Annotated in this window: 20 protein-coding genes; 14 read left to right on the forward strand and 6 right to left on the reverse strand. The window is 62.0% G+C overall.

Features of this window, described 5'->3' with window-relative positions:
• Nucleotides 1-11 precede the first annotated feature (11 nt).
• Nucleotides 12-800, forward strand: a complete 789-nt coding sequence (locus tag HBH25_RS03575) for a hypothetical protein (protein WP_168081619.1) — start codon at nucleotides 12-14, stop codon at nucleotides 798-800.
• Nucleotides 801-910: 110 nt separating this feature from the next.
• Here the strand turns inward: HBH25_RS03575 and pdxB are convergent, their stop codons facing one another.
• From pdxB to rlmM, 3 genes are all read right to left on the reverse strand, one after another.
• The gene (gene pdxB, locus HBH25_RS03580) at nucleotides 911-2,053 is read right to left on the reverse strand and encodes a 4-phosphoerythronate dehydrogenase PdxB (protein ID WP_168081621.1); all 1,143 of its coding nucleotides are present in this window, start codon (nucleotides 2,051-2,053) and stop codon (nucleotides 911-913) included.
• Between the two features lie 18 nt (nucleotides 2,054-2,071).
• A complete protein-coding gene (gene tusA, locus HBH25_RS03585; protein WP_168081623.1) occupies nucleotides 2,072-2,326 on the reverse strand; it encodes a sulfurtransferase TusA in 255 nt (84 codons plus the stop codon).
• A 74-nt stretch (nucleotides 2,327-2,400) separates the two neighbouring features.
• Complete coding sequence (gene rlmM, locus HBH25_RS03590) at nucleotides 2,401-3,456, reverse strand: 23S rRNA (cytidine(2498)-2'-O)-methyltransferase RlmM (protein ID WP_168081625.1); 1,056 nt, start codon at nucleotides 3,454-3,456, stop codon at nucleotides 2,401-2,403.
• A gap of 223 nt (nucleotides 3,457-3,679) precedes the next feature.
• Between rlmM and acnA the strand changes: the two genes are divergently transcribed.
• On the forward strand, nucleotides 3,680-6,418 hold the full coding sequence (gene acnA / locus HBH25_RS03595) for an aconitate hydratase AcnA (RefSeq protein WP_168081627.1): 2,739 nt from the start codon (nucleotides 3,680-3,682) through the stop codon (nucleotides 6,416-6,418).
• Between the two features lie 139 nt (nucleotides 6,419-6,557).
• Here the strand turns inward: acnA and HBH25_RS03600 are convergent, their stop codons facing one another.
• Nucleotides 6,558-7,988 carry a phosphatidylinositol-specific phospholipase C domain-containing protein gene (locus tag HBH25_RS03600; protein ID WP_168081629.1) on the reverse strand — a complete coding sequence of 477 codons (1,431 nt, stop codon included), beginning with the start codon at nucleotides 7,986-7,988 and terminating at the stop codon, nucleotides 6,558-6,560.
• A gap of 219 nt (nucleotides 7,989-8,207) precedes the next feature.
• Here HBH25_RS03600 and HBH25_RS03605 point away from each other — a divergent pair, with 219 nt between their 5' ends.
• Entirely contained in the window at nucleotides 8,208-9,773 is a 1,566-nt protein-coding gene (locus HBH25_RS03605; protein ID WP_168081631.1) for a methyl-accepting chemotaxis protein, read from the forward strand.
• Between the two features lie 102 nt (nucleotides 9,774-9,875).
• On the opposite strand, the gene HBH25_RS03610 is transcribed toward HBH25_RS03605, so the two are convergent.
• Nucleotides 9,876-10,532: an alpha/beta family hydrolase gene (locus HBH25_RS03610; RefSeq protein ID WP_168081633.1), complete on the reverse strand. Its 657-nt coding sequence runs from the start codon at nucleotides 10,530-10,532 to the stop codon at nucleotides 9,876-9,878.
• Between the two features lie 143 nt (nucleotides 10,533-10,675).
• On the opposite strand from HBH25_RS03610, the gene ccoN reads away from it, so the two are divergent.
• The 11 genes from ccoN to HBH25_RS03665 all read left to right on the forward strand — a co-directional run bounded on the left by ccoN (nucleotide 10,676) and on the right by HBH25_RS03665 (nucleotide 20,313).
• Nucleotides 10,676-12,115: a cytochrome-c oxidase, cbb3-type subunit I gene (gene ccoN, locus HBH25_RS03615; protein WP_168081635.1), complete on the forward strand. Its 1,440-nt coding sequence runs from the start codon at nucleotides 10,676-10,678 to the stop codon at nucleotides 12,113-12,115.
• A complete protein-coding gene (ccoO, locus tag HBH25_RS03620) occupies nucleotides 12,112-12,720 on the forward strand; it encodes a cytochrome-c oxidase, cbb3-type subunit II (protein ID WP_168081637.1) in 609 nt (202 codons plus the stop codon). The genes ccoN and ccoO overlap by 4 nt, the downstream gene beginning before the upstream one ends.
• Nucleotides 12,721-12,723: 3 nt before the next feature.
• On the forward strand, nucleotides 12,724-12,894 hold the full coding sequence (locus HBH25_RS03625) for a cbb3-type cytochrome oxidase subunit 3 (RefSeq protein WP_168081639.1): 171 nt from the start codon (nucleotides 12,724-12,726) through the stop codon (nucleotides 12,892-12,894).
• Nucleotides 12,891-13,859 (forward strand): cytochrome-c oxidase, cbb3-type subunit III, encoded by a 969-nt coding sequence (gene ccoP, locus HBH25_RS03630; protein WP_168081641.1) that lies wholly within the window; start codon nucleotides 12,891-12,893, stop codon nucleotides 13,857-13,859. Before HBH25_RS03625 ends, ccoP begins: the two co-directional genes overlap by 4 nt.
• Nucleotides 13,856-15,103, forward strand: coding sequence for a cytochrome c oxidase accessory protein CcoG (gene ccoG, locus HBH25_RS03635; RefSeq protein WP_168081643.1), 1,248 nt, complete (start codon nucleotides 13,856-13,858; stop codon nucleotides 15,101-15,103). The genes ccoP and ccoG overlap by 4 nt, the downstream gene beginning before the upstream one ends.
• Nucleotides 15,100-15,627, forward strand: a complete 528-nt coding sequence (locus HBH25_RS03640) for a FixH family protein (RefSeq protein ID WP_168081645.1) — start codon at nucleotides 15,100-15,102, stop codon at nucleotides 15,625-15,627. The genes ccoG and HBH25_RS03640 overlap by 4 nt, the downstream gene beginning before the upstream one ends.
• Complete coding sequence (locus HBH25_RS03645) at nucleotides 15,624-18,017, forward strand: heavy metal translocating P-type ATPase (protein WP_168081647.1); 2,394 nt, start codon at nucleotides 15,624-15,626, stop codon at nucleotides 18,015-18,017. The genes HBH25_RS03640 and HBH25_RS03645 overlap by 4 nt, the downstream gene beginning before the upstream one ends.
• The gene (ccoS, locus tag HBH25_RS03650) at nucleotides 18,014-18,190 is read left to right on the forward strand and encodes a cbb3-type cytochrome oxidase assembly protein CcoS (protein WP_168081649.1); all 177 of its coding nucleotides are present in this window, start codon (nucleotides 18,014-18,016) and stop codon (nucleotides 18,188-18,190) included. Before HBH25_RS03645 ends, ccoS begins: the two co-directional genes overlap by 4 nt.
• Nucleotides 18,180-18,908: a sulfite exporter TauE/SafE family protein gene (locus HBH25_RS03655; RefSeq protein WP_168081651.1), complete on the forward strand. Its 729-nt coding sequence runs from the start codon at nucleotides 18,180-18,182 to the stop codon at nucleotides 18,906-18,908. Before ccoS ends, HBH25_RS03655 begins: the two co-directional genes overlap by 11 nt.
• 65 nt (nucleotides 18,909-18,973) lie before the next feature.
• The gene (gene fnr / locus HBH25_RS03660; protein ID WP_168081653.1) at nucleotides 18,974-19,708 is read left to right on the forward strand and encodes a fumarate/nitrate reduction transcriptional regulator Fnr; all 735 of its coding nucleotides are present in this window, start codon (nucleotides 18,974-18,976) and stop codon (nucleotides 19,706-19,708) included.
• Nucleotides 19,709-19,764: 56 nt separating this feature from the next.
• Nucleotides 19,765-20,313 carry an adenine phosphoribosyltransferase gene (locus HBH25_RS03665; RefSeq protein WP_168081655.1) on the forward strand — a complete coding sequence of 183 codons (549 nt, stop codon included), beginning with the start codon at nucleotides 19,765-19,767 and terminating at the stop codon, nucleotides 20,311-20,313.
• A gap of 308 nt (nucleotides 20,314-20,621) precedes the next feature.
• Here HBH25_RS03665 and recR read toward each other — a convergent pair whose 3' ends face one another.
• Nucleotides 20,622-21,224 carry a recombination mediator RecR gene (gene recR / locus HBH25_RS03670; protein ID WP_168081657.1) on the reverse strand — a complete coding sequence of 201 codons (603 nt, stop codon included), beginning with the start codon at nucleotides 21,222-21,224 and terminating at the stop codon, nucleotides 20,622-20,624.
• Between the last annotated feature and the right edge of the window lie 39 nt (nucleotides 21,225-21,263).

Below are 21,263 nucleotides of genomic sequence, written 5' to 3' on the forward strand. Positions count from 1 at the left end.
GGACTGTCACCATGTCTGATACACCCCTTAACGAGGCACCGGCCGAAGCGGCTACCCCCGCCCCCGGTGCCGACCTGCCATGGGGCGATGTTGCCCCGGAGCACCGGGAAGTGCTGCGCCTGGCGGCCTTGCCCACAGACCGTACAGCGGGCCTGCGGCCCTTGCGGTTTGTGCAGTATGGCTGGGCAGAACGGCACAGCGAGCGCTACAGCCTGCTGCGGTTGGTGATCGACCTGCCAGGCCAGCGCGTGCGCAAGGAACAGAATTGCCTGGATGTCTGGGCCGATCACCAGGAACGACGCCTGTTCACGCTGCCGGAAACCCTCAGTATCGAACCAGCCAACCGTGGCCTGGGTCGCTTTCTACTGGCCCAGGCGGCGACCTGGGCGAAGGGGCGCTGGCCGGCCTATCGCTTGGACAGTATCGAGCTGCCCAACCGCGATGCGCTGGTGGAAGACACTCGCCTTCGGCGCGACCATGTGCTGCGCACCCATGGGTTTGATGTGGTGTACGAAGACGCTCAGCACCTCAAGGGCAGTGTAAAGCCAGTGACCGTGAATGAGCTGCTGCCCAACTGGAACGGTGACAAGCTGCAGCGGATGGACACGCTGGAAACCGCCGCGCTGCTGCAACAGGCAGATAAGGGCCTGCAGGAGCAGGAGGTGAAGCTGCGCAAGCATGAGGAGCGCCTTAACAAGTACCGGCGTGAAGATGGCAGCTTGCGGTTTACCATCGCCTGCCTGATTGCATTTGCGCTGTTTCAGGCCGCGCTCTTGATCTGGATTGCGACTCACCGATAGCGCCTGCGGCGGTGCCTGGGTCGTTCGTTCCCGGGCTTTGCCCGGTCCCACAGGGTTGAACTGCGCCGCATGTGTGGGAGCAGGGGCACCCTGCGAACTGGCGGCGCGCGTTACACCAGCCGTGCACCCAGCGCCTGGACATACTGGCGCAACAACGCGCCCTCCCCTTCGATGTGCACAGCCAAGCCATCGATTTCCCGGCGTGGCGGGTAGGCTTTGCGCAGCGCATCGAAGCGTGCACGCTGTTGAGCGGCATCACCGGCCAGGCTGAGCCGGAAACGGGCGTCGTCGCTACGGGGGTCGTACACCGCACGGCATAACATGGCCAGCGCCCAGGCGGGGTCGGCGCTGCCATTCAAGGTAAGGCCCGGCAATGCCAGTGGCGGCAGCAGAGTAGCCAGAGAAACGCTAGGTTGCACGCCAGCAGCTGCACAGTAAGCCCGGTAGATCGCTTCCGTGCCCCGTTGCCGCCCCTCCAGGCTGTAGCCTGCGATGTGAGGCGTGGCGATGGCGCACAGGTCGGCCAGCGCCTCGTCGACCGCAGGCTCGTGTTCCCACACATCCAGCACCGCCTGAAGGTCATCACGGGCCAGGAGCACCCGCTTGAGTGCAGCGTTGCTGACCACAGGGCCACGGGCCGCGTTGATCAGCCAAGTGCCCTGGCGCAGGCGTTCAAGTTCGGGGCTGCCCAACAGGTGCCAGGTCGCATTAGGGCCGGTCTTGGTCAGCGGCGTGTGCAGGCTGATCACATCGCACTGTTCGATAATCTCATCCAGGCTACAGAAGTCGCCGCCCTCCACTGCCTGCCGAGGTGGGTCACACACCTTCACCCGCCAGCCGAAACCGCGCAGCACACTGGCGAGCCTGCCGCCCACCTGCCCTGCGCCCACGATGCCATACGTCCGCTCTGGCAAGGCGGCGCCGTCCAGCTCAGCCAGGGTAAACAGGCTGCTGATCACGTAGTCCACCACGCCGCGGGCATTGCAGCCCGGCGCGCTGGCCCAGGCAATGCCTTCCTGTTGCAGCCAGGGCACATCCAGGTGATCGGTGCCGATGGTACAGGTGCCCACGAACCGCACACGGCTGCCTTCCAGCAGCGCCGGGGTTACTGGGGTCACCGAACGCACCAGCAGCACCTCAGCGTCGCATACGTCGCTGGCGGCCAGGGTGCGCCCTGGCACTCGGCGAAGTTCGCCGAAGCCTTGGAAAAAGGCGTCGGCCAAGGGGATATTTTCGTCAGCAACGATCAGCATCGGGGGACCTATGGGCGCTTACTGCGCTTTTTTGCGAATCCAGTAACGATAGGTGCCAGCCGCCTCATCCTGGCCGACCAGCTCGTGGTCCAGAAACGCACAGAACTTGGGAATGTCACGCCGGGTGGACGGGTCAGTGGCGAGCACCTTCAACAAGCCGCTAGGCGGCAGGTCACGCACGGACTGGTGCAGCATCATGACCGGCTCTGGGCAGTTCAGGCCGGTGGCATCAAGCACCGCATCGACGTTCAGGTGTTCAAGGGTATCAGGCATGGGCTACGTCTCCCCGTGGGCCGCTCTCGGTACATGACTCTGGTTGCATGGCTCTGGTTGCATTGAAGCAGGCATCAGGTATCCAACCGGCGCAGGTGGCAGGTCACTTCTTCACGATCGTGGTACAACTGTTTGCAGCCGATGGCCACCTTGATACGGCGCGCCTGGAAGCCCTCTCGAATGCGGTCCAGCAAACGACGCACTTCCGCATAGCGCTGTTTCATGGGCAGTTTGAGGTTGACCACCGCCTCGCGGCAATGCCCTTCCCCAAGCCAGGTTTCCAGCAACGCGGCATTGCGAGCGGGTTTTTCCACGATATCGCACACCATCCAGTCCACCGGTGGCCGTGGCGCATAGGTAAACCCGTCGGCCATCAGGTGCTTGACCAGGCCAGTGTCCATCAGGCTCTGGGCCATGGGGCCATTGTCCACGGCGGTCACCAGCATACCTCGGTTCACCAGTTGCCAGGTCCAGCCCCCCGGTGCAGCACCCAGGTCCACGGCGGTCATGTCGCTGTGCAGGCGGTCGTCCCATTGGTCCCGAGGAATGAAGTGGTGCCAGGCCTCCTCCAGCTTGAGGGTAGAACGGCTCGGGGCCTCGCGGGGAAACTTCAAACGAGGAATTCCCATGGGCCACATGGCACTGTTCTGCTCCTCGGCCACGCCCAGAAACACCTCCCGGCCACTGATAAACGTTAGCAGCAAACGGGTGCCAGGCGGGCCGGGCCGCAGCTTGCCGGCCTTTTCCAGGGCTTTGCGCAAGGGTGCTTCGAACTTGCGGCAAAAGGTAGACAGTTCCTTGCCGTCGTTGGTGTCCAGCACCTCCAGCCACAGGCTGGTACAGGCCGGGTAGCCCTCGAGCGCCTGGAGCAGCACGCTGATACGGTCGGTCTCCGGCAGGGCCACATAGTGCCCACGCGCCCATTGGCGGGGAAAGATCAACTCGCGAAAGCGCAACTGCGCCATAAGCGTGGCAGGGCCTTCGGCGTCCATGCACACGAACTCGGCACACGCCGTGCTGGGCCGGGCCTTGGCGTAGCCGGCCACACCCAGCGTGGCCGCGTGCTCGCTGATTTCCGAGCACACTTCGCCCTCGAAACCGGGGCGGCAGTGAAGCAACAAGGTATTCATCCATACTCCGCAGGCCGCGCCCTGTGGCCTTGCGTTCTGCGCAAGGCGAAGGTGGCGCGGCAAACTGCGGATGATAGCGCAGCCGTTGTCACCATGGGGGCCGGCGTTGCGACCGTTCAAGCAACGAGGCACGCCATGGGAACCGTGGCGGTGCTGGGAAAGTCCAGTGCAGACAAGCTCAGCCAATGGTCCGTGCCGTGCGGGCCATCAGGAGACCCCTTACATGCCTTCCCTCGATAGCCTGAATACCCTGCATACCCTCAAGGTCGGTGACCGCGAGTATCACTACTTCAGCCTGCCCGCTGCGGCCAAGCAGTTGGGCGACCTGCAATCGCTGCCCATGTCCCTCAAGGTGCTGCTGGAAAACCTGCTGCGCTGGGAAGACGGCACCACCGTAGGGGTGCCTGACCTACAGGCCCTGGCGGGCTGGCTGAAGGATCGGCGCTCGGACCGGGAAATCCAGTACCGCCCGGCGCGGGTGTTGATGCAGGACTTCACCGGCGTGCCGGCGGTGGTGGACCTGGCGGCCATGCGCGCCGCCGTGGCCAAGGCGGGCGGTGACCCCCAGCGCATCAACCCGTTGTCGCCCGTAGACTTGGTGATCGACCACTCGGTGATGGTGGACCGATACGGTAACGCGCAGGCCTTCGAGGAAAACGTCGACATTGAAATGGAACGTAACGGCGAGCGCTATGCCTTCCTGCGCTGGGGCCAGAGTGCCTTCGACAATTTCAGCGTGGTGCCGCCCGGTACGGGCATCTGCCACCAGGTGAACCTGGAGTACCTGGGCCGTACCGTATGGACACGCGAGGAAGACGGCCGTACCTACGCCTTCCCGGACACCCTGGTGGGCACCGACTCCCACACCACCATGATCAATGGCCTGGGAGTACTGGGCTGGGGCGTGGGGGGTATCGAAGCAGAAGCCGCCATGCTGGGCCAGCCGGTGTCCATGCTGATTCCCGAAGTGGTGGGCTTCAAGCTTACGGGCAAGTTGCGAGAAGGCATCACCGCCACCGACCTGGTACTGACCGTAACCCAGATGCTGCGTAAGCAAGGGGTGGTGGGCAAGTTCGTAGAGTTCTATGGGGATGGCCTGGCTGAACTGCCATTGGCCGACCGCGCGACCCTGGCCAATATGGCGCCGGAATACGGTGCTACCTGCGGGTTTTTCCCAGTGGATGACATCACCCTGGGTTACCTGCGGTTGTCCGGCCGCCCTGAAGAAACCGTGCAACTGGTGGAAGCGTATTGCAAGGCTCAAGGCCTGTGGCGTGAGCCTGGCCAGGAACCGGTGTTCAGCGCACAGCTGGGCCTGGACATGGGCGAGGTTGAGGCCAGCCTGGCCGGCCCGAAACGCCCCCAGGACCGCGTGCCCCTGGGCCAGGTCAGCCAGGCGTTCAATGACTTTATAGGCCTGCAGCTCAAGCCGGCGAAAAAAGAGGAAGGCCGCCTGGAAAACGAAGGCGGCGGGGGCGTGGCGGTGGGTAATGCCGACCAGACCGGCGAGGCCACATACAGCGATGGCACCGCCACCCATGCGCTTAAGCACGGGGCTGTGGTCATTGCGGCGATCACCTCCTGCACCAATACCTCTAACCCTAGCGTCATGATGGCAGCCGGGCTGCTGGCCAAGAAAGCGGTGGAAAAGGGGCTGAACCGCAAGCCTTGGGTAAAAACCTCCCTGGCGCCAGGCTCCAAGGTAGTGACCGACTACTACAAGGCTGCTGGGCTGCTCTCCTACTTGGAGCAACTGGGCTTCGACCTGGTGGGCTATGGCTGCACCACCTGCATCGGCAACTCCGGGCCACTGGACGCCCCCATCGAAGCGGCTATTCAGCAGGCCGACCTCACGGTGGCGTCCGTATTGTCTGGCAACCGTAACTTCGAAGGCCGAGTACACCCGTTGGTGAAAACCAACTGGCTGGCGTCACCCCCCCTGGTAGTGGCCTATGCCTTGGCCGGTAACGTGCGCATCGATATTGCCAGCGAGCCCTTGGGCACCACACCGGATGGCAAACCTGTTTTCCTGAAGGACATTTGGCCCAGCCAACGTGAAATTGCCGAGGCGGTCGCAAAGGTCGACACCGCCATGTTCCACAAGGAATACGCCGAGGTGTTCACCGGCGATGCCCAGTGGCAGGCCATCGAAGTGCCCCAGGCGGCGACCTATGTCTGGCAGAACGACTCTACCTATATCCAGCATCCACCGTTCTTCGACGGGATCGCTGGCCCCCTTCCCGTGGTGGAAGACGTAAAGGGTGCTTATGCCTTGGCGGTGCTGGGAGACTCAGTCACCACAGACCATATCTCTCCGGCCGGCAACATCAAAGCCGATAGCCCGGCGGGCCGTTACCTGCGAGAAAAGGGCGTGGCACCCCAAGACTTCAACTCCTACGGCTCACGCCGTGGCAACCACGAAGTGATGATGCGCGGTACATTCGCCAATATCCGGATTCGCAACGAGATGCTGGGCGGCGAAGAAGGTGGCAATACGGTTCACATCCCAAGTGGTGAAAAATTGGCCATCTACGACGCGGCCATGCGCTACCAAGCTGAGGGCAGCCCCTTGGTCATCCTGGCAGGCCAGGAGTACGGTACTGGCTCCAGCCGCGACTGGGCCGCCAAAGGCACCAACCTGCTGGGCGTCAAAGCCGTGGTCGCGGAAAGCTTCGAACGTATCCACCGGTCCAACCTGGTCGGGATGGGCGTGCTGCCACTGCAGTTTACCGCCGGTGATACCTGGAAAAGCCTGGGGCTGACAGGCCGCGAGCGCTTCGACATCCTTGGCCTGACCAACGCCACCCTCACCCCTCACATGCCGCTTACCCTGCGCATCACCCGCGACGGCAGCGAAACCCAGGATGTGAGGGTATTGTGCCGGATCGATACCGTTAATGAAGTGGAGTACTTCAAGGCCGGTGGGATTCTGCACTATGTGCTGCGGCAGTTGATTGCTTAGCTTAAAGGCAAGGAGCCCTCGATCTCCTTGCCACTTAGTTAACCCACGAACCTTTAAGCGATAAATAAATTCACCCATAGTTAATAAATCATCAATTAAATGCAATCCATGAGCAAGCAATCCGATAACAATATATAGGCTACTGATAGTTAAGGCGTACCACTTCCTTAGTGTACGCCGCCGACACGAAGTCCATGTAAACGATACCTGGCCGACTTCGGCTCGGAACCTCCTGAGAGAGCACCTCTTTTAGCTTTTCATTAGCAGCCCTTGATTCCTGGCTTATGGGCGTAAGGGTCCAGGACAGGAGGAACAGGCGGCCTTCCCCTGGCTTATTATACTGCTTCCATTTGCTCAGCTGATCGGCTTTCATCGCTTCGTAGCTACTGGCATTTGAATAAACATCGTAGACCTTGAAATGACCCGAATTCTCGCCATACCGAAAATTCCCTATACTTGGATCAATATACTCATCATAATCATAAACATATACAGCCTTACCCGCCAGCTCGCCTACGGTCCGCTCTAAAATATTAGGATTCGGCAAGCTAGTCACATATGCAGACCCCCTGAAGTAGGTGGAGACAAGCTCAGAAATTCGTCTCTTGGTATCCTCCTCATAGTGATCTTCGTAATCTCGAATATGAGAAAACTTTAGTATAACTGTTTCTGTCGGATGATTAAAAAGGAACAAAGACACGGATGCCAAAATCTTAACAAGCCCTTCTCCATTACACCCCCAAGGCCCCTCCCTATGATAAGTAACTAACTTGTCATGATCGTAATCTATCCGCAGATCAAAATAGCGAACCCCGTGAATAAGCTGGGTTTCCACACTAAAATCCTGCGTTTTTGTATAGCTAGGAACTACTATAGGAAAAGTACAGTGCGACGTCTCTGACATGCCAGAGTCATGGCTACCTGGAAGCGTGAGATAACCAAGCTTTTTATCCTGAAAATCCTCCATCCAATCAGCGCCATAAAAATCCCAGAAGTTCCTGAGCATAACGGTATTCTCATCATTGCCACCGCGCAGTAGATCTATACTGCATTTGCTATTCACCGTTTCATCAATACCAACGCAATTAATCGTATGGTCTCCGATATATTCTGCTTTTTTACCCCCACACCACCAATTATTCGAAACGAAGTCATGCCCCTGAGCAAACACTATATCATCAATTATAATTGAGTGATTATCTGTGAACTCTCCACCTTTTAGAACGAGCTTGAGCGTCCCCAAAAACGCAAAATTTAGCTCAGCCGGCAAATCGTTGAATGTATTGTTTCTAGAGTTCACTATACTTTTGAACCTCACAGCCACGTGCTCCGACCCCTTACGACCTACGCGAAAGCTGATCTCTCCATCAGGACCAAACGTTTTAATCATACCTATATGATTAAAACCCTCCGGATCTTGGCCTGGAGTGATATGAAAATCTGTTACACGAAACTCACCGCTTACAATTTTATACCCATGATTGGTGGATGACTGATCCGTATGGATAACAACCTTATTATCGTGATAACTCATGTTTGGCGAGATCACTTCTTTTTTAAAATCAGACATTTCAAACCTCAGCTATGCATTGGATTCATACCTAGTAATACACAAGATATAATTTTGAGAAAGCTACTAATCTGTTAGCTTCAACAAGCGACTCAAGGATGGTACGCCCTATCACCAACGGCTTGATGGGTTTAGCAATCTATCGCAGGAAAATAACCCTAAACTATCCACCGGTTCCGCCGACACCCTCACAAAGCCCCAAGCGGAACCTGCCAGCTCATGCGCAACAACCAGCCCGTCACCCAACGTGAACGTACCTTTCCCGCCCAACAGCGGCTGATCTCCACCACCGACACCAAAGGCATGATCAGTTATTGCAACGATGCCTTTGTGGACATCAGCGGCTATAACCGTGACGAGCTGATCCGCGCGCCTCACAACTTGGTGCGCCACCCGGACGTGCCCTCAGCCGTGTTCGAGCACATGTGGTCCACGCTCAGGAAAGGCAGGCCGTGGATGGGCATTGTGAAGAACCGCTGCAAGAACGGCGACTTCTACTGGGTGAACGCTTATGTCACCCCTGTGCTGGAAAATGGCCAAGTGGTGGGCTACGAGTCTGTGCGGGTCAAGCCCACCGCCGAACAGGTGGGCCGTGCCCAAGCCTTGTACGCCCGGCTCAATGCCAGCAAGCCGGCAGTCACCGCCATAGACCGTTGGTTACCCGTAATGCGGGACTGGCTGCCGTTCATTCTGGTCAGCCAGGTCGGTTTTCTGATCGGGCTGTGGCTGAACACGGGCTGGGGCTTCGCGGCCGCGGCGGCGCTCTCGGTACCGCTGGGGTTGCTGGGCCTGAGCTGGCAGCAGCGTGGCTTGAAGCGGCTGCTGAAACTGGCGGAACAAACCACCTCCGACCCTTTGATTGCGCAGATGTATACCGACAGCCGTGGTGTGCAGGGGCAGTTGGAAATGTCCATGCTCAGCCAGGAAGCCCGTTTGAAAACGTGCCTTACGCGGTTGCAGGATACCGCCGAGCACCTCAATGGCCAGGCCCGCCAGGCCGACCACTTGGCGCACGAAAGCTCTGAAGGGCTGGACCGCCAGAAGGCCGAAACCGAACAGGTGGCCGCTGCCGTGAACGAAATGGCGGCCACCACCCAGGAAGTGGCCAGCCATGTGCAACGCACCGCCGATGCGACCCAACAGGCGAACCAATTGACCCGCCGGGGCCGCGACATTGCCGGGGAAACCCGCGAGGCCATTGAGCGGCTGTCGGCCTCCGTAGGTGAAACCGGGCAGACCGTCACGCGTCTGGCCAAGGACAGCGACGAGATTGGCGGCGTGGTCGACGTGATCAAGGGCATTGCAGACCAGACCAACCTGCTGGCCTTGAACGCGGCCATTGAAGCGGCCCGTGCCGGGGAAATGGGCCGGGGCTTTGCCGTGGTAGCCGATGAAGTACGCCAGCTGGCCCAGCGCACGGCGGAGTCCACGGGCCAGATCCACAGCCTGATCGCCAAATTGCAGAGCACCGCCAACGCGGCCGTTCAAACCATGGAAGCCGGCACCCGCCAGGCCCAAGAAGGAGTGGCCCGGGTGCTGGAGGCGGACCAGGCGCTGGTGGGTATCAGCGAGGCGGTGGCCAACATCACCGACATGACCACTCAGATCGCGGCCGCTACTGAGGAGCAAAGCTCTGTGGCCGAAGAGGTCAGCCGTAATATCACCACCATCGCCGAGCTGGCAGACCAGACCTCCGGCAAAGCCCAGAGCACAGCCTTGCTCAGCGAAGAGCTGACCCAGACTGCAGCCAGCCAGTATTCGTTGGTGGAGCGGTTCAACCGGTAGATACGCTGTTAACGGTTAACCTTGTTCGCCCGCTACGCAGGCTCCTACAGTGCCTGCGCCCTGCGCGCTTTCTGTGGGAGCCTGCGTAGCGGGCGAACATGTTCAAAGAAACGCGCACACCCGGTCCGCGGCTGCTTCCAGGTGCTGTTCCTGGGTGAACCCCGAGGTTTTCAGGGGCTTGAGGTCGTGGTCTGCGGCGGCCATCCAGTACACCTCCACGGCAGGCGCCAGGATATAGCCCTCTACTGCCGTACGGTTGCCCAAGGCGTCCCGTTCGCCTTGGATAATCAGCGTGGGCACTTGCAGGTCTGCCAGGTGCTCGACCCGAGGTTTTTCGGGTTTGCCTGCGGCGTAAAACGGGTAACCCAGGCACACCAAGGCATCGGCACCCAATTCATTGGCCAGCAGGCTGGCCATGCGCCCGCCCATGGATTTGCCGCCGATGGCCAGGCGCCCCGGCACCTGGGTACGGGCCAGGGCATACACTTCGCGCCACTTCTCCAGCAGCCGGGCTTGAGGGTTGGGCGGGCGTTTGCGACCGTCGATTCGGCGTTGGGCCATGTAGGGAAACTCGAACCGCAGCACGTCCACGCCCCCCTGGGCCAGCAGGCCGGCCATGGTCTCCATGAAGGGGCTGTCCATGGGCGCGCCTGCGCCGTGGGCCAGAATCAGGCAGGTACGCTCGTCTTCGCTGGCCTCGGTGATCGCACCGTTCCATAACCAGCCATTGTCCTGTACACGTTCTTCCCACTCGTCCATCACGCCAGCTCCTGAGCCATAAAGCCCGACTGTGCCCGAAGGCCAGCCAAAGCACCATGCCAGCGAGGCGTGAGGTCGCATTGCCTCCCTGCCCGACTTCCCCCACACTGCCCGCCACTGCTTCATATCCACGTGGACGAACCATGCACAGCCCTTCGCGCGCAACCACCTACAACTACCGGGTCGTTCGCCAATTCACCGTGGCCACTGTGGCCTGGGGCATCCTGGGCATGCTGGTGGGCGTGTTCATCGCCGCGCAGCTGGTATGGCCTGCACTCAATCTCGAACTGCCATGGGCCACGTTCGGCCGCTTACGGCCGCTGCACACCAACCTGGTGATTTTTGCCTTCGGCGGCTGTGCGCTGTTCGGCACGTCGCTGTACGTGGTGCAGCGCACCTGCCAGGCGCGGTTGATCTCCGATGCCTTGGCCGAGTTCGTGTTCTGGGGCTGGCAAGCGGTGCTGGTGGCAGCGGTCATCTCGCTACCGCTGGGCTACACCACCAGCAAGGAATACGCCGAGCTGGAATGGCCCATCGCCGTGGCGCTGGCTATTGTCTGGGTGGCCTACGCCTGGCTGTTCTTCGGCACGATACGGGCACGCACCGTACGGCACATCTATGTGGCCAACTGGTTCTACGGAGCGTTTATCCTGGTGATGCTGATCCTGCATGTGGTGAACCACCTGGCCTTGCCGGTCAGCCTGTTCAAGTCCTACCCGGTGTACGCCGGGGCCACCGATGCCATGGTGCAGTGGTGGTATGGCCATAATGCCGTCGGGTTTTTCCTGACAACCGGCTTTCTGGGAATGATGTACTACTTCGTCCCTAAACAGGCTGAGCGCCCGGTGTACTCGTACCGGCTGTCCATCCTTCATTTCTGGGCGCTGATTACCCTCTACATCTGGGCCGGCCCCCACCACTTGCACTACACGGCACTCCCGGACTGGGCCCAGAGCCTGGGCATGGTGATGTCGGTGATTTTGCTGGTGCCCAGCTGGGGCGGCATGATCAACGGCATGATGACCCTGGCCGGTGCCTGGGACAAATTACGCACCGACCCCATCCTGCGGTTTCTGGTGGTGGCGCTGGCCTTCTACGGCATGTCCACCTTCGAAGGCCCGATGATGTCCATCAAGACGGTAAACGCCCTCACCCACTACACGGACTGGACCATTGGCCACGTGCATTCGGGGGCGCTGGGCTGGGTAGCGATGATCACGATCGGCGCCACCTACCATATGGCGCCCAGGGTATTTGGCCGTTCGGCCATGCATAGCCTTACCGCCATTCATGCGCACTTCTGGCTAGCCACCGTAGGCACGGTGCTCTATATCACCGGCATGTGGGTCAATGGGCTGGTGCAAGGGTTGATGTGGCGAGCCCTTGAAGACGATGGCACCCTCACCTACAGCTTCGTCCAGGCCGTTGAAGCCAGCCACGAGGGCTATGGGGTACGCCTGCTGGGGGGCGCCTGCTTTGCCAGCGGCATGCTGGTGATGGCCTGGAACCTGTGGCACACCGTTCAGCGCGGTAGCCCTGAGCAGGCTCTGAAAGCCGCGGCCATACCCGGGGGCCCGCGATGAACCACGCCCGGTTGGAGAAGAACATTGGCCTGCTGGCGTTGATGATGGTGCTGGCCATCAGCGTGGGCGGGCTGACGCAAATCGTGCCGCTGTTTTTCCAGGACGTGGCCACGCAGCCGGTGCTGGGCATGACGCCGCGCACGGCGCTGGAAGTGGAAGGCCGCGACGTGTTCATTGCCAACGGCTGCGTGGGCTGCCACTCCCAGATGATCCGCCCGTTGCGGGCGGAAACCGAGCGCTATGGCCATTATTCAGTGGCCGGCGAAAGTGTGTGGGACCACCCTTTCCTATGGGGTTCCAAACGTACCGGGCCGGACCTGGCCCGTGTGGGTGGGCGCTATTCCGATGCCTGGCACGTGGCACACCTGACCGACCCGCGCAGCCTGGTGCCTGAATCCGTGATGCCCGCCTACCCTTTCCTGGCCAACACCCTGGTGGACAGCACGCAAACCCCTCGAAAGCTGCAGGCACTGCGCACCTTGGGGGTGCCCTACACCGAGGCTGACATCGAGGGGGCGGAGGCCGCGGTGTGGGGCAAAACAGAACTGCAAGCCTTGGTGGCCTACTTGCAAGGCCTGGGCACCCTTATCAAGGACAGGCCATAACCCATGGATGTCGGAACCCTTCGCGGCTTGGGCACGCTACTGGTACTGGTGAGCTTCATTGGCCTGGTTGTCTGGGCCTGGAGTGCCCGCCGCCAAGCGGACTTCGATGACGCGGCGCAGTTGCCCTTTGCCGATGAGCCCAAAGATGAGCCACAGGACGCTCCTCCGCCATGAATGCCTTCTGGAGCCTGTATATCACCGTGCTGACCCTGGGTACCCTGGCCGCCATGGGCTGGTTGCTGTGGGCCAACCGCTCCGGCCCCTCTGACCCTGATGACACGCCCCCTGAGTTCGATGGCATCACTGAGCAGAATAACCCACCACCGCGCTGGTGGCCTTGGCTGTTCATAGCCACCCTGGTATTTGCCGTGACCTACCTGCTGCTGTACCCCGGCCTGGGAAACTGGCGCGGGTTGCTGCCGGGCTACACCTGGCTGGACCCGCACACTCAAACGGCCTTCGCCGATGGCCGTCAAGGCTGGAGCGGGGTTCATCAATGGGAAAAGGAACAGGCCCAGGCCCGGCAGGCGTATGCCCCACTGTACGCTCGCTTCGCCGACCTGCCGCTGGACGCAGTAGCGGCGGACCCACAGGCCTTGGCCATGGGTAAACGCCTCTACGCTAGCCACTGTGCCTTGTGCCATGGGGCCGATGGCCAAGGCGCACCGGGCTTCCCAAACCTGGCCGATGACCTGTGGCGCTGGGGCGGTGATGACGCTGCTCTGCAGAGCAGTATCCGGCTGGGCCGCACCGGTGTGATGCCGCCTTGGGCCGCTGTGCTGGGCGAGCAAGGTAGCCGCGACATGGCCGCCTATGTACTGCAGCTCAGCGGGCGTACCGTGCCGGAGGGGGTTACTGCTGATCCGGCTGAAGGCGCTAAGCGCTATGCCCAGGCCTGCGTGGCCTGCCACGGTGCCGAAGGGCATGGCAACCCATTGCTGGGCGCGCCGGACCTTACCCAGGCCCGTGGTTTTATCAACGGCGCCAGCTTCGAGGCGGTGTACCGCAGCATCTACGATGGCCGCATGGGCCAGATGCCTGCCCAAGGCCAAATCGTAGGAGACGAACGGGTGAAGGTGCTGGCCGCCTATATCCGCAGCTTGTCCCAGCCATCCGACCCTGAGCGGCCAGCGCCATGACCCTGATACCTGTGCGCAACCTCACGGCGCAGCCGCGTGCCGTCAGCGGTCGATACACGCGGCTGCGTACAGGGCTGGGGGGCGTGCTGGTGCTCGCGTTTCTGTCGCTGCCCTGGTGGCGCTGGCAGGGCCAGCAAGCCCTGTGGCTGGACCTGCCCAACCGCCGCCTGCAGGTATTTGGCGCGGCCTTCTGGCCGGATGACCTGCACCTACTGGCCTTGGCCTTGATCGTCGCGGCGCTTGCCTTGTTCTGGGTCACCGTGCTCGCCGGGCGCGTTTGGTGCGGGTACGCGTGCCCTCACACCGTGTGGACCGCGCTGTTCCTGTGGTGCGAGCGTGTGACCCGAGGGCGGCGCCTGATCTGTCATCTGCTGTGGCTCACCCTCAGCGCACTCACTGCGCTCACACTGGTGGGCCTGTTTGTGCCCATCCAGCAGCTGTTGCCTGCCATCGCTACGGGCACCCTAGGGGCTGGCGCAGGGGCCTGCCTGGCGGCTATCACCCTACTCACCTATGTCAACGCCGGGTGGCTACGTGAACACCTGTGCGTGTACCTGTGCCCTTACGGCCGTTTCCAGGCCGTGATGTTCGATGCCCATACGCCCGTGGTCCATTATGACCAGGCACGCGACGACTGCACCCAGTGCACCCTGTGCGTGCAGGTGTGCCCTACCGGCATCGACATCCGCCAAGGCCTGCAACTGGCCTGTATTGCCTGCGGCGCCTGTGTGGACGCCTGCGATAGCGTCATGGCCAAGGTAAAACGGCCCAAGGGACTGATTGCCTACCGCAGCGAAGCCGACCAGGCGGGCCCCGCCCTGCTGAAACGGCGCCCCAGGTTGCTAGGGTACGGGGTAGTGGTGATCGCCAGCACTGCATTGCTTGCCTATGGCCTGGCCACTCGGCCACTGGAGACCCTGAGCGTGAGCAAGGACCGGCAGCTCTACCGCGACCGGGGCGACGGTTTTATTGAAAACCTGTATAGCCTCACGATCCTGAACAAGACACGTCAGCCTCGTACCTATGCCTTGAGTGCCACCGGCCCCCAAGGCTTGGCCTGGCGGGGGGTACGCCAGGTCACGCTGGCGCCGGGTGAACGGCGAACCGAGGTGATGAGCCTGGCCCTGGCGGCTGAGCAGGCGGTCAATACCGAGGTGGTGTTTCAGGTCGCTGAACACCGTTCAACCGCTGCACAGGCTACTGCACAACAGGTCAGTAGCCGCTTCACGGGGCCATTGCCATGAACAGCCCTTGGTATAAACACCGCTGGGCGTGGTTCATCGTGCTGCTGCTGGCCGGATCGATGCTGCTGAGCAGCGTGATGCTGCTGCTGGCCATACGGGGCCAGGACGGCCTGGTCAACGATCGTTACTACGACGCGGGCAAAGGCATCAACCGGGCCTTGGGTGAAGACCTGCGCGCCCGTCAGTTGGGGCAGCAGGCTGAACTGGTGTTCGACAGCCTCACCGGGGAAGTGCGCCTGCGCCTGCGCGGCCGTAGCAAGCCCGCACACCTGCAGCTCAACGTCATCACCCCTACCCAGCCCGACAGGGACCGCACCGTGCGCCTGGTGCGCAGCGGAGTGGCCACACGGGGCATTACCGAATACCGAGGCCAGTTGACCGAGGCGGTCGAGGGCCGGCGCAGCCTGGAGCTGCTAGGCACAAGCCCTGAGGGCACCTGGCGGATTTACGAACAGGAATGGGTAGTTCCGGACCACGGCGTTACCCTAGGTGATGAGGCCCCTGCAGCGGTGCTGAAGCCATGACGGCCGACACCCAGCGTTGTTTCCATTGTGATGAAGCCGTGCCCAAGGCCTTGCAGGGCCGCTATGCCCGTGAGCTGCTACAGGCGCGTCGTACGTTCTGCTGCCTAGCGTGCCGGTCCGTGGCCGAAAGTATCGTTGAGGCGGGCTTGGAACGTTTCTACCATCACCGTGAAGCGCCAGGGCCCCTGCCAGTGCGCCCTGCCGGCCTTCTCCCTTTCGAGCCTGAAGACAGCTGGGCGGGTTTTATTCGCGAGGCCAATGGGGTGGCACACCTTTCATTGGCCATAGAAGGCCTGCACTGTGCCGCCTGTACCTGGCTCATCGAGCACCGCCTCAAGGCGGTACCGGGTGTGGAAGCCGCCGACGTGCAACTGGCTACTCACCGGCTGCGCCTGGCCTGGCAACCCACCGTTGTAGCCTTGGGAACCGTGCTGGCCGAGCTGGGGCATATCGGGTATGCCGCCCGCCCCTGGCGTGCCGATGAAGCAGCCGAGGCCCAGGTACGGCACACCCGTGCGGCGCTCAGGCGCCTGGGCGTGGCCGGGATATTATGGTTTCAGGTGATGATGGCCACCATGGCAACCTGGCCGGAGTTCAACCTGGACCTTAGCCCCGCCCTGCACACAGTGCTGCGTTGGGTAGGGTTTTTCCTGGCCACCCCTATTGTGTTCTACAGTTGCGCGCCCTTTTTCAAGGGTGCGGCCCGTGCGCTAAGGGCCAGGCAGGCCAGCATGGACCTGACCGTGGCCCTGGCCATTGGCGGCGCCTATGGGGCTGGGGTCTACACCACGGTCACCGGCCAGGGCGAGCTGTATTTCGATGCGGTAGGCATGTTCGCGTTCTTCCTGCTGGCCGGCCGCTACCTAGAGGCCCGGGTGCGCCAGCGTGCCGCCCAAGGCAGTGCCCAATGGGCCGCACAATTGCCTGCCAGTTGCCTGCGGGTACAGCCCTCAGGCCAGGCCGAACACGTGTTGCTCAGCACACTGGCGGTGGGCGACCACGTCCGTATTCCGCCCGGTAGCATGGTGCCGGCCGACGGCGTGGTGGCTCATGGCCAGTCCCGGTTGGATGAATCCTTGCTGACGGGGGAATTCATGCCGTGCCCGCGTGGGCCAGGTGAGCGGGTCAGTGCCGGCACGCTCAACCTCGATCAATGCCTTGACGTGTGTGTGCAAGCGGTGGGCGAACACAGTCAATTATCAGCCATCAGCCGCTTGCTAGAACAGGCGCAGGCCAACAAACCTGCTTTGGCCCGGCTGGCCGACCGGGCCGCGCGGGTGTTGCTGTGGGTGTCCCTAGGGGCTGCCCTGGTGTTCGGCGCCGTCTGGTGGTGGCTGGACAAGGCGCAGGCGCCGTGGGTGGTGCTGGCCCTGCTGGTTGCCACCTGCCCGTGCGCCTTGTCCCTGGCGACCCCTACGGCCCTGACGGCGGCTCTGTCGACACTGCAGCGGCGCGGCCTGCTGATTACCCGTGGGGCTGTGCTGGAAACCCTCACCCACGTGGACACCCTGCTGCTGGACAAAACGGGCACACTCACTGAAGGGCGCCCTTGCATCGCTCAGGTTGTACCGCTCGGGTCGCTGTCGGCGGCGGACTGCAGCGTACTGGCCAGTGCGTTGCAACAGGATTCCGGCCATACCCTGAGCCATGCCTTTGCACCCGTCAGCCTCCTCGCCCAAGGCGTGCAGGCCTACCCTGGGCAAGGGCTGGAAGGCACGGTGCAAGGTCGCCTGCTGCGGCTAGGTGCTGCTGCCTGGGCGTGCCAGCAGGCGCTGGCAGCACCCGACGATAAACACCAGTGGCTGCTACTGGCCGACCACACCGGCCCCCTGGCATGGTTCGGCCTGGACGACCGTGTGCGAGAAGACGCACCGGGGTTGATTGCCTACGCTTGCCAGCGTGGCTGGCGCACTGTGATAGCCTCCGGCGACCGTTCCCCTGCCGTGAAGGGCCTGGCCCATACCCTGGGTATCGAGGCCTTCAGTGGGCTGCTGCCTGCGGACAAACTCAGCCTGCTGGCGCGCCTTCAGGCTGAGGGCCGAACCGTGCTGGTAGTGGGTGACGGCAGCAACGATGCCCCAATGCTGGCCCAGGCCGATGTTGGCATCGCCATGGGCCAAGGCACGGACCTGGCCCATACCCAAGCCGATGCCGTGGTGCTCTCCAATCGGCTAGGTGCCGTGATCGAGGCTGTTGACATGGCGACCCGGTGCCGCCGGGTGATCCTGCAAAACCTGGCGTGGGCTGCGCTGTACAATGGCCTGATGCTGCCGTTTGCTGCCATGGCGCTGGTCACACCGGCCTGGGCGGCCATTGGCATGTCCGCCAGCTCGCTGCTGGTGGCGCTCAACGCCTTGCGCCTGAACCGCTCGCCAGAGGCCCAGCCATGAGTGCCCTGTATTTTCTGATACCCGCTGCGCTGCTGATCGTCAGCGCCGTGGTATGGCTGTTCTGTTGGGCTGTCAGCAGTGGGCAATACGACGACCTTGATACCCCGGCACGGCGCCTGCTGATGGATGAAGACCTGCCGCCCCCACCTGAGCCGCCTTCCCATGACCGCTGAAGTACTGTCCAGCCTGGCCAGTGCTTTTATCTTCGGGCTGCTGGGCAGTGGCCATTGCGTAGGCATGTGCGGGGGGCTGATGGGCGCCTTTGCCCTGGGCGCTGCGCCGGGCCGCCGGTCCCCCTCGGCGCTTCTGCTGGGATACAACGTGGGCCGGGTAGTGAGTTATGGGGTCGCTGGTACGCTGCTGGGGGGTGTGGGCTGGGCGCTCACCCAAGCGCTAGGCCAGTGGCCGTTACGGCTGTTGGCCGGTGGCTTGTTGGTGGTGATGGGCTTGTACCTGGCGGGATGGTGGCAGGGGTTGCTGACGCTGGAACGGCTAGGCCAAGGGCTGTGGGTGCGTATCCGGCCCCTGGCCGGCACTTTGCTGCCAGTGGCCTCACTGAGGGCGGCGGTGATGCTGGGCATGCTGTGGGGCTGGCTGCCCTGCGGCCTGGTCTACAGCACGCTGTTGTGGGCAGCCAGCCAAGGCCAGGCGGGGCATGCCGGCGTGCTGATGCTGGCTTTCGGGCTAGGCACCTGCCCCCTGTTGCTGTTGACCGGCCTGGCCGGTGCCCGTGGGCAGCGCTGGCTCAGACGCCGCGGTATTCGCCAGGCGGCGGGCAGCCTGCTGATTGCTTTCGGCCTGTGGACGTGCATTGCTGTTGTCTACCATAAGGCTTTGGGCCCTCACCATGGGCACATGGCTACACACCACGCCATTAATGGATCCAGCTGAAGTTGGCCCGTTGTGTTTCAATCGGTTACCCTTGCGCTTCATACGTGCTTCAAGGAGTTTGATAGATGTCCGAGCCACTTAAACAAGGGGCAGGCCATCAGGCACATTGCAAGGACTGCAGCCTGGCCCCGCTTTGCCTCCCCCTTTCCTTGGACCTGCAAGACATGGACGCGCTGGACGCCATTGTGAAACGTGGCAGGCCCCTGAAAAAAGGTGACGTCCTGTTCCGCCAGGGCGACCCTTTCAGCGCGTTGTACGCGGTGCGTTCCGGTACGCTTCGCACCCTCACTTTGAGTGACAACGGTCAGGAACAGATCACCGGCTTCCATTTGCCCAGTGAACTGGTAGGGCTGTGCGCCGTAGACGCAGACCATTACCCGGTGTCTGCAGTGGCGCTGGAAACCACCACCGTGTGCGAAATCCCTTTCGAGCGCCTGGAAGACCTGGCCATGCAACTGCCTCAACTGCGGCGTCAGCTGCTGCGGCTGATGAGCCGGGAAATCCGTGATGACCAGCAGATGATGCTGCTGCTGTCGAAAAAGAATGCCGACGAGCGTATCGCCACGTTTTTGATCAACCTGTCGGCGCGCTTCCGGGCCCGTGGCTATTCGCCCAATCAATTCCGCCTAAGCATGTCCCGCAATGACATGGGCAACTTTTTGGGCCTGGCGGTGGAGACGGTGTCACGGGTGTTCACGCGCTTCCAGCAGAACGGGTTGATCGCGGCTGAGGGCAAGGAAATCCACATTCTGCAACCGGTTGAACTCTGTGCACTGGCCGGCGGGTCGATGCAGGGCTGAACACCAGCGTAAGGGCAGGTATAATCCACGCTTTTGTGCCCTGCCGAGACGTGTTCATGCCTTTTGACGATTCCGACCTCAAGTCCCTTATCCGCCCGGTGGTGGACTTTCCCAAGCCGGGCGTGGTGTTTCGCGACATCACCCCGCTGTTCCAGTCACCCCGGGCCATGCGTACGGTGATCGACCACTTCGTGGAGCGTTATGTGGAGCAGAACGTAACCCATATCGGCGCCATGGACGCGCGGGGTTTTCTGATCGGGGCTGTGGTGGCGCACGAGTTGAACAAGCCGCTGATCCTGTTCCGCAAGCAGGGCAAGCTGCCCGCCGATGTGATTTCCGAAGGCTACCAGACCGAATACGGCGAAGCGTTCCTGGAAGTGCACAGCGACAGCCTGTGCGAAGGGGATTCGCTGGTGCTGTTCGATGACCTGATCGCTACTGGCGGTACGCTGCTGGCGGCCGTGAGCCTTACCCGCCGCATGGGTGCCCATGTACATGAGGCTGCGGCCATCATCGACCTGCCCGAACTGGGCGGCGGCCAACGCTTGACCGAAGCCGGCGTGCCAGTGTTCAGCCTGACTGCGTTCGCGCTGGACGAGCAGTAGGCCCAAAGGGCCATATTCCCAGGCTTCGCCTGGTCCCACAGCGTAAACCGCATACCTAGTGGGAGCCGGCGCCAGCTGGCGAACATACAAGCGTAAACGGCGCATACCCTGTGGGAGCTGGCGCCAGCCGGCGAACATACAAGCATAAGCGGCGCATACCCTGTGGGAGCTGGCGCCAGCCGGCGAACATACAAGCATAAGCGGCGCATACCCTGTGGGAGCCGGCGCCAGCTGGCGAACATACAAGCGTAAACGGCGCATACCCTGTGGGAGCTGGCGTTAGCCTGCGAACAGTGCCAGCGCCGTACTTACAGGCTGATCGGCTTGCGCCCTGCGAAGGAGTGGGCCAGGGTGCCGCCGTCGACCATTTCCAGCTCGCCGCCCAAGGGAACACCGTGGGCGATGCGGGACACCACCAGGCCTTTTTCATTGAGTAATTGAGCGATGTAATGCGCGGTGGCCTCGCCTTCCACCGTAGGGTTGGTGGCCAGGATCACCTCGGCCAGCGTTGCCTCCTCGCCGATGCGGGCCATCAATTGAGGAATGCCAATGGCCTCCGGTCCTAGCCCATCAAGGGGTGACAGGTGGCCCTTGAGCACGAAGTAGCGGCCACGAAAACCTGTCTGCTCCACGGCATACACGTCCATGGGCCCTTCTACGACGCACAGCAACGTATCATCGCGCCGCGGGTCGGCACACTGGGGGCAGAGCGCCTCTTCGGTCAGGGTGCGGCAACGCTGGCAATGCCCTACCCCGTCCATGGCATGGGCCAGTGCCTGAGACAGCCGAGCGCCGCCGCTGCGGTCGCGTTCCAGCAATTGCAGCGCCATGCGCTGGGCGGTTTTCTGGCCGACGCCTGGCAAGATGCGCAGGGCGTCGATCAGTTGGCGAATCAGTGGGCTGAAGCTCATCAAGACACAACCTGACAAAAACGGCGAAGACGCGGGTTA

Source organism: Pseudomonas quercus (assembly GCF_012033695.1).
In the GTDB taxonomy this organism is placed as follows: domain Bacteria; phylum Pseudomonadota; class Gammaproteobacteria; order Pseudomonadales; family Pseudomonadaceae; genus Aquipseudomonas; species Aquipseudomonas quercus.